The sequence below is a fragment of the Streptomyces phaeoluteigriseus genome, assembly GCF_001896135.2.
In the GTDB taxonomy this organism is placed as follows: domain Bacteria; phylum Actinomycetota; class Actinomycetes; order Streptomycetales; family Streptomycetaceae; genus Streptomyces; species Streptomyces phaeoluteigriseus.
Genome location: NZ_MPOH02000020.1, coordinates 75,299 through 88,365, shown reverse-complemented (window position 1 = coordinate 88,365; position 13,067 = coordinate 75,299). Strand labels below are relative to the sequence as shown.

At 70.4% G+C, this 13,067-nt stretch carries 10 protein-coding genes and 2 pseudogenes; 9 read left to right on the top strand and 3 right to left on the bottom strand.

What is annotated here, in order from left to right:
* Both BM536_RS34805 and BM536_RS34800 read left to right on the top strand, forming a co-directional pair.
* Positions 1-1,494, top strand: coding sequence for a zinc-dependent metalloprotease (locus BM536_RS34805; protein ID WP_073499348.1), 1,494 nt, complete (start codon positions 1-3; stop codon positions 1,492-1,494).
* The gene (locus tag BM536_RS34800) at positions 1,491-2,012 is read left to right on the top strand and encodes an NUDIX hydrolase (RefSeq protein ID WP_073499350.1); all 522 of its coding nucleotides are present in this window, start codon (positions 1,491-1,493) and stop codon (positions 2,010-2,012) included. Before BM536_RS34805 ends, BM536_RS34800 begins: the two co-directional genes overlap by 4 nt.
* A 60-nt stretch (positions 2,013-2,072) precedes the next feature.
* Here the strand turns inward: BM536_RS34800 and BM536_RS34795 are convergent, their stop codons facing one another.
* The 3 genes and pseudogenes from BM536_RS34795 to BM536_RS34785 form a co-directional block, all read right to left on the bottom strand.
* Positions 2,073-2,828, bottom strand: coding sequence for an AIM24 family protein (locus BM536_RS34795; RefSeq protein WP_073499352.1), 756 nt, complete (start codon positions 2,826-2,828; stop codon positions 2,073-2,075).
* Positions 2,829-2,845: 17 nt separating this feature from the next.
* The gene (locus BM536_RS34790; RefSeq protein ID WP_073499354.1) at positions 2,846-3,526 is read right to left on the bottom strand and encodes an AIM24 family protein; all 681 of its coding nucleotides are present in this window, start codon (positions 3,524-3,526) and stop codon (positions 2,846-2,848) included.
* Between the two features lie 11 nt (positions 3,527-3,537).
* A pseudogene (locus BM536_RS34785) lies at positions 3,538-4,458 on the bottom strand (AIM24 family protein); the annotation flags it as partial.
* A 184-nt stretch (positions 4,459-4,642) separates the two neighbouring features.
* On the opposite strand from BM536_RS34785, the pseudogene BM536_RS34780 reads away from it, so the two are divergent.
* The 7 genes and pseudogenes from BM536_RS34780 to mreD all read left to right on the top strand — a co-directional run bounded on the left by BM536_RS34780 (position 4,643) and on the right by mreD (position 12,911).
* A pseudogene (locus BM536_RS34780) lies at positions 4,643-7,293 on the top strand (valine--tRNA ligase).
* A gap of 86 nt (positions 7,294-7,379) precedes the next feature.
* On the top strand, positions 7,380-8,903 hold the full coding sequence (folC, locus tag BM536_RS34775) for a bifunctional tetrahydrofolate synthase/dihydrofolate synthase (protein ID WP_094103943.1): 1,524 nt from the start codon (positions 7,380-7,382) through the stop codon (positions 8,901-8,903).
* 11 nt (positions 8,904-8,914) lie between these two features.
* Positions 8,915-9,280 carry a DUF4233 domain-containing protein gene (locus BM536_RS34770; RefSeq protein WP_073496793.1) on the top strand — a complete coding sequence of 122 codons (366 nt, stop codon included), beginning with the start codon at positions 8,915-8,917 and terminating at the stop codon, positions 9,278-9,280.
* A 64-nt stretch (positions 9,281-9,344) separates the two neighbouring features.
* Positions 9,345-9,758 (top strand): nucleoside-diphosphate kinase, encoded by a 414-nt coding sequence (gene ndk / locus BM536_RS34765; RefSeq protein WP_073496791.1) that lies wholly within the window; start codon positions 9,345-9,347, stop codon positions 9,756-9,758.
* Between the two features lie 334 nt (positions 9,759-10,092).
* Positions 10,093-11,112, top strand: a complete 1,020-nt coding sequence (locus BM536_RS34760; RefSeq protein WP_073496790.1) for a rod shape-determining protein — start codon at positions 10,093-10,095, stop codon at positions 11,110-11,112.
* 170 nt (positions 11,113-11,282) lie between these two features.
* Positions 11,283-12,224, top strand: coding sequence for a rod shape-determining protein MreC (gene mreC / locus BM536_RS34755; RefSeq protein WP_073496788.1), 942 nt, complete (start codon positions 11,283-11,285; stop codon positions 12,222-12,224).
* A gap of 15 nt (positions 12,225-12,239) precedes the next feature.
* Positions 12,240-12,911 (top strand): rod shape-determining protein MreD, encoded by a 672-nt coding sequence (gene mreD / locus BM536_RS34750; RefSeq protein WP_073496786.1) that lies wholly within the window; start codon positions 12,240-12,242, stop codon positions 12,909-12,911.
* Positions 12,912-13,067 lie beyond the last annotated feature (156 nt).

Genomic DNA, 13,067 nt, shown 5'->3' with positions numbered 1-13,067 from the left:
GTGAGTGACACCCCATTCGGATTCGGCCTTCCGCCGGAGGAGCCGGACGACGGCGACGAGGGCAAGAAGAAGGACCCGCAGAGCGGCGGTGGTCAGGGACCGGCCAACCCGTTCGGCTTCGGCGGGCTGCCAGGCGCCGGAGGCTTCGGCGGCCCCGGCGCGGACAATCCGCTCGCCGCCATGTTCGGCTCGCTGAACCCCACCGACCTGGGCGCCGCGTTCCAGCAGCTGGGCCAGATGCTCTCCTACGAGGGCGGGCCGGTGAACTGGGACATGGCCAAGCAGATCGCCCGCCAGACGGTCTCCCAGGGCACCTCCGACGGCGTGAAGGACGCGAGCATCGGTCCCTCGGACCGCACCGCGGTGCAGGACGCCGTCCGCCTGGCCGACCTGTGGCTGGACGACGCGACGTCCCTGCCGTCCGGCGCCGGTACCGCCGTGGCGTGGTCGCGCGCGGAGTGGGTCGAGGCGACCCTGCCCGCGTGGAAGGAGCTGGTCGACCCGGTCGCCGAGCGTGTCGGCGCGGCCATGGGCGATGTCCTGCCGGAGGAGATGCAGGCCATGGCCGGCCCGCTGATCGGCATGATGCGCTCGATGGGCGGAGCCATGTTCGGTTCGCAGATCGGGCAGGCCGTCGGGGTGCTCGCGGGCGAGGTCGTCGGTTCGACCGACATCGGCCTGCCGCTCGGCCCGGTCGGCAAGGCCGCGCTGCTCCCGCTGAACATCGAGTCGTTCGGCAAGGACCTGGGCGTCCCGAAGGAGGAGGTGCGGCTCTACCTCGCCCTGCGCGAGGCAGCCCACCAGCGCCTCTTCGCGCATGTGCCGTGGCTGCGCTCGCACCTGTTCGGCGCGGTCGACGGCTACGCGCGCGGGATCAAGGTGGACACGGCCAAGCTGGAGGACGTGGTCGGCCAGTTCGACCCGCAGAACCCCGAGCAGCTTCAGGACGCCCTTCAGCAGGGCATGTTCCAGCCGGAGGACACTCCGGAGCAGAAGGCCGCCCTGGCCCGTCTGGAGACGGCTCTGGCGCTCGTGGAGGGCTGGGTCGACGCGGTCGTGCACGCGGCCGCCAAGCCGCGCCTGTCGTCCGCGGACGCGCTGCGCGAGACCCTGCGCCGCCGGCGTGCCACGGGCGGTCCCGCGGAGCAGACGTTCGCGACGCTGATCGGTCTGGAGCTGCGCCCGCGCCGTCTGCGGGACGCGTCCCGGCTGTGGGCCTCGCTGACGGACGCGCGCGGTATGGACGGCCGTGACGCACTGTGGGCCCACCCGGACATGTTGCCGACGGCCGCCGACCTGGACGACCCCGACGGCTTCGTGCACCGTGAGCAGATGGACTTCTCCGAGTGGGACAAGATGCTCGGTGAGGCGGCGAGCGGCGGCACCGGTTCCGGCGCGGGTGCCGGTCCCGGTTCCGGTTCGGAGCCGAATCTGAAGAAGGACGACGACACCGACGCGGGCAAGGGCGACGGCAAGGGCGGCAGCAGCGAGTGAGCCTGCACGACGACGCGGTTCTCGTCCTGAAGGCGTACGAGAGCCAGGAGGAGCTGCGCCAGACCTACCTCGACCACCTGGCGGCGCACCCGGACGGCATGTGGAAGGCCTGCGGGTCCGGGCATCTCACGGCGAGCGCCCTGGTGATCGACGCCGAGCAGGGCCGGGTGCTGCTCACCCTGCACAGGAAGCTGCGGATGTGGCTCCAGATGGGCGGCCACTGCGAGCCGCAGGACGTCTCCCTGGCGGCGGCCGCCCTGCGCGAGGCCACCGAGGAGTCGGGCATCCCCGGCCTGACCCTGCTGGCGGGCGGCCCGGTCCGCCTGGACCGCCACCCGATTCCGGCCCCCTGCCACTGGCATCTCGACGTGCAGTACGCGGCCGTGGCCCCGCCCGGCTCCACCCAGGCCATCAGCGACGAGTCCCTCGACCTGCGCTGGTTCCCCTACGACGCGGTCGCGGAGGTGGCGGACGAGTCGGTCGTCCGCCTGCTGGAGGCGACGCGGGCGCGTCTGTGAGGCGGAACGCGTAAGGGGCGACCCTCGGGCGGTCGCCCCTTACGTCTGCTTTCCGGACGGTCAGCTCCAGGCGTTGCCCTGGTTCTGCGCCCGGGCCCCCTGCTGGCCCATGCCGTACTGAGCGGCGAGACCGGAGCCGATCTTGGCGCCCTGCGGCGGGAGCAGTTCACTCGGCTGGACGAGCGCGAAGCCGCTGCCCATGAAGCTCAGCTCCCACCCCTCGCCGGTGCTGCCGCGTCGCCGCCACACCCCGGAGGAGTGGGTCTGCGCCTGCATCTGCACCCGCAGTCCCGTGGACCAGGCGACGATGGCGTCGGCGTCGCAGTTGACGTACTTGTCGGGCGTGACCTGAAGCATCAGGGGCGCGCCCGACGTCATCAGGGCGACGCGACCGCTGCCGGTGATGTTGAGCTGGTACTTCCCGGAGCCGGAGATGCCGTAGAGGCTGTCGACGGCGATGACCTCGTGGTGCAGTCCGGAGTCCATGGCGAGGACGTAACTGCTGTCGACGGTCAGTCCCTCGTGGTCGACCTCCACCACGTGGATGTGCTGGGCGAGGTTGGCGAGGAAGACGGTGCCCTGCCCGTGGCAGCGCATCAGGTCCAGGCCCTCGCCGGTCCGCGCACGCGCGCCCGACTGACTGTTGCTCTGGAACTCGGCGTCGAACTCGACAAGCCCCTGGTAGGCGACCATCGTGCCCTTGCGGGCGAGGATGTCGTCGTGGCCTTCCAGGGCGACGCGGAGCATCTGCTTGTTCTGGAGGCTCCAGCGTTCCTGGGTCTGCTGGTCGTTGTGGGCGAAAAGCGGGCTCTGCATGTGACTCTGGCTCCCCCTCAGCCCCGGACCCGAAGGCGGTCGGTGCTGTCCTCGCTGGGCTGGACGACGACGATGCCCTCACCGGAGAAGGCCATCTGGTAGGCCTCGCCGCTGCCCCGGCCGAGCAGTGACTGCGCCTTGAAGCTGCGCTTGCCCTTGACCTTGAGGTTCGGGGACCAGGCGACGAGCGCGTCAGGGTCGACGTAGGTCTCGTTCTCACCGCCGCCGCAGTCGACGACGATCGGCTTGCCCCGGGAGGTCAGCGCGACCCAGCCCTGCCCGGAGATCTTGGTGTTCCACAGACCCTGTCCGGCGAACTTCGCCAGCCCCTTGACCCGCTCGACACCCCAGGTGAGGTGGGCGTCGAAGGCGAGCAGGTTGGTGGCGTTGACGGAGATGCCGTCGCCGTTGAGGTTGATCACGACGACGTTCGCGCCGTAGTCGGCGAGGTAGAGCAGACCGTCGCCGGAGCACTTCATCAGCGGCGCGCCCTCGCCGGTCATCCAGTCGCGCGCGATCTGGCGCACGGCCGGCGGGTTGGGCTCGTACTGGATGAAGCCCTCGTAGGCGACCATCGAGCCCACGCGCGCGAGGAGGTCGCTTCCGGTCTGGAGGGCCACCTTCAGCATGTGGTTGCCGTGGTTCTCCATGCGGGCGGTGACGGGTGCGGGGGCGTAGCCCGCGAGCGGCTGGTTCATGACGGGCTCCCTCAGACCTCGTACGGCTGGACGACGATGAAGTTTCCGGGTGCGGCCCGGAACTGGAGGTTCACGCTCTCTCCCGTGTCGCCCGGATACGCGTTGCGGCGCATGCGTACCTGGCTGGAGACGACGACCTGGGCGGCGGCCGACCAGGCGACGACGGCGTTGCAGTCGGCGAAGGTGGTCGGCGTGACCGGCAGGACGACGGGCGTGCCGTGCGTCTTCACGACGATCGTGCCGGTACCCGTGAACTGCATGGTGAAGAGGGCGCCGCCGGGGATGCCGTGGCCCTCGATGCGGCGGACCTCGTACTGGAGGCTCTCGTCGAAGGCGAGGACGTTCTCCGCGGAGACGCAGATGCCGTCGCCCTGCAGCTCGATGGGGTGCAGCATCGTGGAGTCCTCGGCGAGGAACACCTGTCCCTGGCCTGTGCAGCGCATCAGCTGCATCTCCTGGCCGGTCGCGTTGCCGACGATCCGGCCGGCGAAACCGGCGCCCTTGTAGCTGAAGTCGACCTTGCCCTGATAGAGCACCATGCTGCCCTGCCGGGCGAGCACGGGCTGGCCTCCGACGCCGAGGTCGACGCGGATCAGCTTCCGGGTCTGCTGCGTCCAGCGCTGCCCGGTGGGCGTCTCCTTGAACTGCTGGAGGGCCGCGGCCACACCGGCGCCGGCCTGCGGCGCCCCTTGCGGTACGCCGTAGGACTGCTGGCCCGGGACCTGGCCGAACGCGGGCTGCTGGCCGTAGCCGGGCGGCGGGGTCGGCTGGCCGTAACCCGGCGGTGGGGTCGGCTGCCCGTAGCCGGCGGGCGGCGTGGGAGCCTGGGGCTGGCCGTATCCGGGGGGCGGCGGGGCGCTCGGCGCGCCGGGCTGGCCGTACGGCGGCTGCGGCGGCTGGCCGTACGGGCCCTGCTGGCCGTACGGTCCGGGCTGCTGCGGCTGCTGCCCGCCGTACGGGCCCGGCTGGTTGTAGCTCATGACTGGGTTCCCCTCCAGACGCTTATGTGTTTTTCACATCCTGGCTCAATGTCGTTGCGGGCACGGCGGCGGGGCCCCCACCGTTACAGAACAAAGGCGTTTCGGGACGGCGTGGTGACACCCCTAAACTGGCCCCGTGACCGAGAACGCTCAGCAGCAGCCCCCAGCGCCCACGACCGAACTGCCGACCCAGTACGCGCCGGCCGACGTAGAGGCGCCGCTGTACGAGCGCTGGGTCGAGCGGGGCTACTTCGAGGCCGACGCCAAGAGCGACAAGCCGCCGTACACCGTGGTCATCCCGCCGCCGAACGTCACGGGCAGCCTGCACCTCGGCCACGCCTTCGAGCACACCCTCATCGACGCCCTCACCCGCCGCAAGCGCATGCAGGGCTTCGAGACGCTGTGGCAGCCCGGCATGGACCACGCCGGGATCGCGACCCAGAACGTCGTCGAGCGCGAGCTGGGCAAGGAGGGCAAGTCCCGCCACGACCTCGGCCGCGAGGCCTTCGTCGAGCGCGTCTGGCAGTGGAAGGGCGAGTCCGGCGGCCAGATCAGCGGCCAGATGCGGCGCCTCGGTGACGGCGTCGCGTGGTCGCGCGAGCGGTTCACCATGGACGAGGGCCTCTCCCAGGCCGTCCAGACCATCTTCAAGCGGCTCTACGACGACGAACTGATCTACCGCGCCGAGCGCATCATCAACTGGTGTCCCCGCTGCCTCACCGCCATCTCGGACATCGAGGTCGAGTACCAGGACGACGACGGCGAACTCGTCTCCATGAAGTACGGCGAGGGGGACGACACCATCGTCGTCGCCACCACCCGCGCCGAGACGATGCTCGGTGACACGGCCGTCGCCGTCCATCCCGGGGACGAGCGGTACAAGCACCTGGTCGGCAAGCTGATCAGGCTGCCGCTGACCGACCGCTCCATCCCGGTCGTCGCCGACGAGCACGTCGACCCCGAGTTCGGCACGGGCGCCGTCAAGGTCACCCCGGCCCACGACCCGAACGACTTCGAGATCGGCCAGCGCCACGACCTGCCGTCCCTGACGATCATGGACGAGCACGCCGTCATCACGGCCCACGGCCCCTTCCAGGGCCTGGACCGCCTGGAGGCCCGCTCCGCCATCGTCGCCGCGCTGCGCGCCGAGGGCCGCATCGTCGCCGAGAAGCGGCCGTACGCCCACAGCGTCGGCCACTGCTCGCGCTGCAAGACCACCATCGAGCCGCGCCTGTCCATGCAGTGGTGGGTCAAGGTCGCCCCGCTGGCGAAGGCCGCCGGTGACGCCGTCCGCGACGGCCGCGTCAAGATCCACCCGCAGGAGATGGAGAAGCGGTACTTCGACTGGGTCGACAACCTCCACGACTGGTGCATCTCGCGGCAGTTGTGGTGGGGACATCGGATTCCGGTCTGGTACGGGCCGAACGGCGAAGTCGTCTGCGTCGGCCCCGACGACGAGGCCCCGGCCGGTGAGGGCTGGCGCCAGGACACCGACGTCCTCGACACCTGGTTCTCCTCCGGCCTGTGGCCGTTCTCCACGCTCGGCTGGCCCGAGCAGACCGACTCGCTCGCCAAGTTCTACCCGAACTCCGTCCTGGTCACCGGCTACGACATCCTCTTCTTCTGGGTCGCCCGGATGATGATGTTCGGCCTGTACGCGATGGACGGCACCCCGCCGTTCCACACCATCGCCCTGCACGGCATGGTCCGCGACCAGTTCGGCAAGAAGATGTCCAAGTCCTTCGGCAACGCGGTCAACCCGCTGGACTGGATGGACAAGTACGGCTCCGACGCGCTGCGGTTCACCCTCGCCCGCGGCGCCAACCCGGGCGTCGACGTCCCGATCGGCGAGGACTGGGTCCAGGGCTCCCGCAACTTCGCCAACAAGATCTGGAACGCCACCCGCTTCGCGCTGATGAACGGCGCCACGGTCGAGGGCCCGCTGCCGGACGCCTCGAAGATGTCGGCGGCCGACCGCTGGATCCTGTCCCGCCTGAACTCGGTGGTCCGCGAAGTCGACGCGTTCTACGACGACTTCCAGTTCGCCAAGCTCTCCGACGCCCTCTTCCACTTCGCCTGGGACGAGGTCTTCGACTGGTACGTCGAGCTGTCCAAGACCACGTTCCTGGCGGGCGGCGAGCCGGCCGAGGTCAGCAAGCGCGTCCTCGGGGAGGTCCTCGACGTCACGCTCAGGCTGCTGCACCCGGTCGTCCCGTTCGTCACCGAGACCCTCTGGACGACGCTGACCGGTGGCGAGTCGGTCGTCATCGCCGAGTGGCCGACCACCGTGTCCGTGCCCGGTGCCGAGGCACCGGGTGGCTTCCGGGACGCGGGCGCCGAGCGCGAGATCGAGACCCTCCAGTCCGTCATCACCGAGGTCCGCCGCTTCCGCGCCGACCAGGGCCTCCAGCCCGGCCAGCGGTCCCGGCCCGCCTCGACCTGGGCGGCACCGCGCTCGCCCCGCACGAGGCGGCCATCCGCCAGCTGCTGCGGCTCCAGCCGGAGGGCGAGGACTTCTCGGCGACGGCGACCCTGCCGGTCTCGGGCGCCACGGTCGCGCTGGACCTGTCCGGCACGATCGACGTGGCCGCGGAGCGCAAGCGGCTGGCGAAGGACCTGGCCGCCGCGGAGAAGGAGAAGGCCCAGGCCCAGGGCAAGCTCGGCAACGAGGCCTTCCTGGCCAAGGCCCCGGACAAGGTGGTCGACGGGATCCGCGCCCGGCTGGCGAAGGCGGACGAGGACATCGCCCGCATCAGCACCCAGCTGGACCGGCTGCCGCAGGCGTAGGCGCCCGGATGCGGGTGAAGGCCCCGGAACGTACAGTTCCGGGGCCTTCGCCGCTGTCTGTCGGCGGCCGTCCGTAGACTGGCCCCGTGAGCGAGCTCCCCCCCAACGGCAACGACGACGACCAGCCCGATGCCCTCGACGCGTTCGAGGAGATCATCGCGGCCGAGACCGACCGCGACCCCGACCTCGCGGTGATCGAGGCCGGCAGCCGCACCCTGCGCACCCTGGGCGGTCCACCGGAGTCCGGCGTGCCCACCCGGCCCGCCGACCCCGAGGTCGACAAGGCCCTGCGCGAGGTGGAGGCGGAGCTGGCCACCCGCTGGGGCGAGACCAAGCTGGAGCCGTCCGTCGGCCGGATCGCCGCGCTGATGGACCTCCTGGGCGAGCCGCAGCGGGCGTACCCCTCGATCCACATCACGGGGACGAACGGCAAGACCTCCACCGCCCGCATGATCGAGGCTCTCCTCGGCGCCTTCGACCTGCGCACCGGGCGCTACACCTCCCCGCACGTGCAGTCGATCACCGAGCGCATCAGCCTCGACGGCGCGCCCGTCCCGGCCGAGCGGTTCATCGAGACCTACCACGACGTCAAGCCGTACGTGGAGATGGTCGACGCCGCCCAGGAGTACCGGCTGTCCTTCTTCGAGGTGCTCACCGGCATGGCGTACGCCGCCTTCGCCGACGCCCCCGTGGACGTGGCCGTCGTGGAAGTGGGCATGGGCGGCTCCTGGGACGCCACCAACGTGATCGACGGGGATGTCGCCGTCGTCACCCCCATCGACCTCGACCACACCGACCGGCTCGGCGGGACGCCCGCCGCGATCGCCGTGGAGAAGAGCGGGATCATCAAGTCGGGCGCGACCGTGATCCTCGCCCAGCAGCCCGTCGACGCGGCGCAGGTCCTGCTGAAGAAGGCCGTCGAGGTGGACGCCACGGTGGCGCGCGAGGGCCTGGAGTTCGGGGTCGTCGCCCGGCAGGTCGCCGTCGGCGGACAGCTGGTCACCCTGCGCGGCGTCGGCGGCGAGTACCCCGAGGTGTACCTCCCGCTGCACGGCCCCTACCAGGCGCACAACGCGGCCGTCGCGCTCGCCGCCGTCGAGGCGTTCTTCGGCGTGGGCGCCCAGCGGCCCGAGCCGCTGGACATCGACACGGTCCGCAAGGCCTTCGCGTCCGTGTCGTCGCCGGGCCGCATGGAGGTCGTCCGGCGGTCCCCGACCGTCGTGCTCGACGCCGCCCACAACCCGGCCGGCGCCCGCGCCACCGCCGACGCGGTCGGCGAGGCCTTCGACTTCAGCCGGCTGATCGGCGTGGTCGGGGCCAGCGGCGACAAGAACGTGCGAGGGCTGCTGGAGGCCTTCGAACCGATCTTCGCCGAGGTCGTCGTCACCCAGAACAGCAGCCACCGCGCCATGGGCGCGGACGAGCTGGCCGCGATCGCCGTCGAGGTGTTCGGCGAGGAGCGCGTCCAGGTCGAGCCGCGGCTGCCCGACGCCTTGGAGGCGGCGATCACGCTCGCCGAGGAGGAGGGCGAGTTCGCCGGCGGCGGCGTCCTGGTCACCGGTTCCGTCATCACCGTCGGGGAAGCCCGGCTGCTCCTGGGGAAGGGCTGAGTCCTCACACCATGCGTACGCTCTGTTCCTCCACCCTCATCGGCGAGTTCTTCATCATCGGCTTCGCCGGTCTGGTCGCCATGAAGGACGCCGACCTCACCCCGTCCACGGTGTGGACGGTGTGCGGCATCGCGATGTTCCTGTGCCTGCTGCTGTGCGGTGTGGTCACCCGGCCCGGGGGCGTCGCCCTCGGCTGGGCGCTCCAGATCGCCCTCGTCCTCAGCGGCTTCGTCGTGCCGATGATGTTCATCCTCGGCCTGCTCTTCGGGGCCCTGTGGTGGGCGTCCGTGCACTACGGCCGGGAGATCGACGAGGCCAAGGCGCGCTTCGCCGCGCAGGCCGCCGCCTCCCCCTCGGACACTGCTGACGCTGCGTAACAGGGGCCCGGACACGCCCTGTAATCTCGTCCCACCGCACACCGGCAGTAGAAGGAGTCACCCCGTGAGCCAGCGCACCCTCGTCCTCCTCAAGCCCGACGCCGTCCGTCGTGGCCTGACCGGCGAGATCATCAGCCGTATCGAGCGCAAGGCCGGCTGGCAGATCACCGCGCTGGAACTGCGCACGCTGGACCAGGAGACCCTGGAGCAGCACTACGGCGAGCACAAGGGCAAGCCCTTCTACGAGCCGCTGGTGCAGTTCATGGCCTCCGGCCCGGTCGTCGCCCTGATCGTCGAGGGTGAGCGGGTCATCGAGGGCGTGCGCGCCCTGGCCGGTCCGACCGACCCGATCGCCGCCGCCCCCGGCTCCATCCGCGGCGACTTCGGTGTGATCGTCCGCGAGAACCTGATCCACGCCTCCGACTCCGAGGAGTCCGCCGAGCGCGAGGTGAAGATCTTCTTCCCCGGGCGTGCCTGAGCCACGGACGGCATCCCCCGGACTCGTCGGCGGGGGAAGTTTCGGGGATTTTTCTGAGGGGTCGTCACTTGGCCTCTCCGCCTGACCAGGGACGGCCGTACGATTTCGGCCGTCCTTCGGCATATGCGTGGCGATCGGGGGAACGCATGCCCCCGATGGACCGTCTCCACAAGCGAGGCGCCGCGGCATCTGCTGACAATGGCGAAGACCCTCGCGCAGTGTTCGTGCAGGCGCGTTTACGATGTAAGCCTTCACGTCACAGCACCCACCGCGCCGACCTGAAAAGCCCTCACGAGCTCATGGGAAGGCCAGTCGAATCCTGATGGGGAACTCAATGTCGTTCATCGGCCGTGACATGGCTGTCGACCTCGGGACCGCCAACACGCTGGTGTACGTCAGGGGTCGCGGGATCGTACTCAACGAGCCGTCCGTCGTCGCGATCAACACCAACACCGGTGGCATCCTCGCGGTCGGCTCCGAAGCCAAGAAGATGATCGGGCGGACCCCTGGCAACATCGTCGCCGTGCGCCCGCTGAAGGACGGTGTCATCGCCGACTTCGAGATCACCGAGCGGATGCTCCGCTACTTCATTCTGAAGATCCACAAGCGGCGGTATCTGGCCAGGCCGCGGGTCGTCGTCTGTGTGCCCTCGGGCATCACGGGCGTCGAGCGCCGCGCCGTCATCGAGGCGTCGACGCAGGCCGGCGCCCGGCAGGTGCACATCATCGAGGAGCCCATGGCCGCGGCCATCGGTTCCGGCCTGCCGGTCCACGAGGCCACGGGCAACATGGTGGTGGACATCGGCGGCGGCACCACGGAGGTCGCGGTCATCTCGCTCGGCGGCATCGTCACCGCCCAGTCCATCCGCGTCGCGGGCGACGAGCTGGACAGCGCGATCATCCAGCACATCAAGAAGGAGTACAGCCTCCTTCTCGGTGAGCGGACGGCCGAGCAGATCAAGATCACGATCGGTTCGGCGTACGACCTCGACTCCGACGAGCACACCGAAATCCGCGGGCGGGACCTGGTGTCCGGGCTGCCCAAGACCGTCGTCATCTCGGCCGCCGAAGTACGCAAGGCGATCGAGGAACCCGTCAACGCGATCATCGACGCGGTGAAGACCACCCTCGACAAGTGCCCGCCGGAGCTGTCCGGCGACATCATGGACCGAGGAATCGTCCTGACCGGCGGCGGAGCCCTGCTGCGCGGCCTGGACGAGCGGCTGCGCCGGGAGACCGGCATGCCCATCCACATCGCCGAGGACCCGCTGGACAGCGTGGCGCTCGGATCCGGCAAGTGCGTCGAGGAGTTCGAGGCGCTCCAGCAGGTCCTGGACGCGGCGCCGCGCAGATGACGTAACGCTTCGATTCCGCCGTACGAGATGATCGCCTCTCGTACGGCGGATCGTTGATATCAAGGCATAAGATCTCAAGAATCCCAAAGAACCCATACCGAGCCCCTCGGAATTTCCCGGGGGCTACCCGAATTCCCGTATTCCTATGAGGAAGGGCACGGCCGCCGCACGTGAGGGACACACGAGAGAGCCGGCTTCTCCTGGTGCTGCTGGTCGCCGTCGCGTTCGCGCTGATCACGGTGGACATCCGCGGCGGAGAGGACTCCCCGGTCGACGGTGCCCGGCAGGCCGCGTCCGCGGTCTTCGGTCCGATCGAGGACGGGGTGGCGTCGGCGGTGGACCCCGTCGGCAACGCGGTCTCCGCCGTACGCGACTCGGGTGAGCGCCATGACCGGCTCGCCGCGCTGGAGAAGGAGAACGCGGCCCTCGAGGCGAAACTGGGCAGCGACGACCGCAACCGCAGCCGGCTGGCACAGCTCGACAAGATGCTGAGGACCGCCGGCGCCGGCCAGTACGGCATCAAGGGCGCCCAGGTCATCGCGATCGGAGCGGCCCAGGGCTTCTCCTGGACCGTCACCATCGACGTCGGCGCCCACGACGGCATCACCCGCGACATGACCGTCCTGAACGGGGACGGCCTCGTCGGCCGCGTGACCACCGTCGGACCCGACACCGCCACCGTCCTGCTCGCCAGCGACCCCGACTTCACCGTCGGCACCCGCATGGAGGCCTCCGACGAACTGGGCTTCGCCTCCGGCCAGGGCGACCGCCCACTGCGCGTAGAACTCCTCAACGGCAAGGCCGAGGTGCGCAAGGGCGACCGCCTGGTCACCTTCGGCTCGCAGGCCGACAAGCCGTTCGTACCCGGCGTGCCGGTCGGCGTGGTCTCCCGCGTCGACCCGTCCGGCGGCGACCTCACCCGCACCCTCTACGTCACGCCGTACGTCAGCTTCACCAAGCTCGACATCGTCGGCGTCGTCGTCGAGGCCCCGAAGAAGGACCCGCGCGACACCGTGCTGCCCACCAAGCCCAAGCCGGTCCCCACGCCGACGGTGACCGTCACGGTCACCCCGAACGCGAACGCACCCGTCGAAGGCCAGGAAGAGCAGTAGGAGCTGACTATCCCCATGCGCGTCAACCGGATCCTGCTCTCCGTCCCGCTGATCGTCGTCGCCCTGGTGATCCAGGTGAGCGTCCTCGCCCGCCTGCACCTGCCCGGCGCCGTCCCCGACCTGCTCCTCCTCACCGTCCTGGGCCTCGCCCTGATCTACGGCCATGTCGGGGGCGCCCTCATCGGCTTCGGCGCCGGACTGCTCGCCGACCTCGCCCCGCCCGCCGACCACGCCGCCGGCCGCTACGCCCTCGTGCTGTGCGTCATCGGCTATCTCGCCGGGCTCGTCAAACCGGAGACCGGCCGCATCAAGTCGGCCACCGGCCCGATGGTCGTGGTGGTCGCCGCCGCGATCGGCTCCACCCTGCTGTACGCCGGTGTCGGCGCCCTCGTCGGCGACACCGCCGCCCGCCACGTCGGCCTCACCGGTCTGCTGTTCTCTGCGGCCCTGTACGACCTGCTGCTGGCCCCCTTCGTCGTGCCGGGCGTGATGTTCCTGGCCCGGCGCGCCGACAACGACCCGCTGGCCGACACCAACTCCGGCGGCAAGGCGTCCGACATCTCCTCCGGGTGGCTCTCCTCAGGCACCGGCCTGCGGATCGGCGGCCAGCGAAGCGGCCTGAAGATGAAGGCGGCCCGTTCCCGGACGGCCCGCGCCGGGCGCATCAAGGGGGTCAAGCGGCTGTGAGTACGGGGGAGTCGACACGGGGTGAGCCCGGCCGCGGTGCCGGCCGCGCCCGTGGCGAAGACGGCGCCCGAAGGTTCACCCGAACGGGGCCGCCGGGGCGGAACGGGGCCTCACAGGCCGGTCGTTCATCATGCGTACGGACACGAACGCGCACAC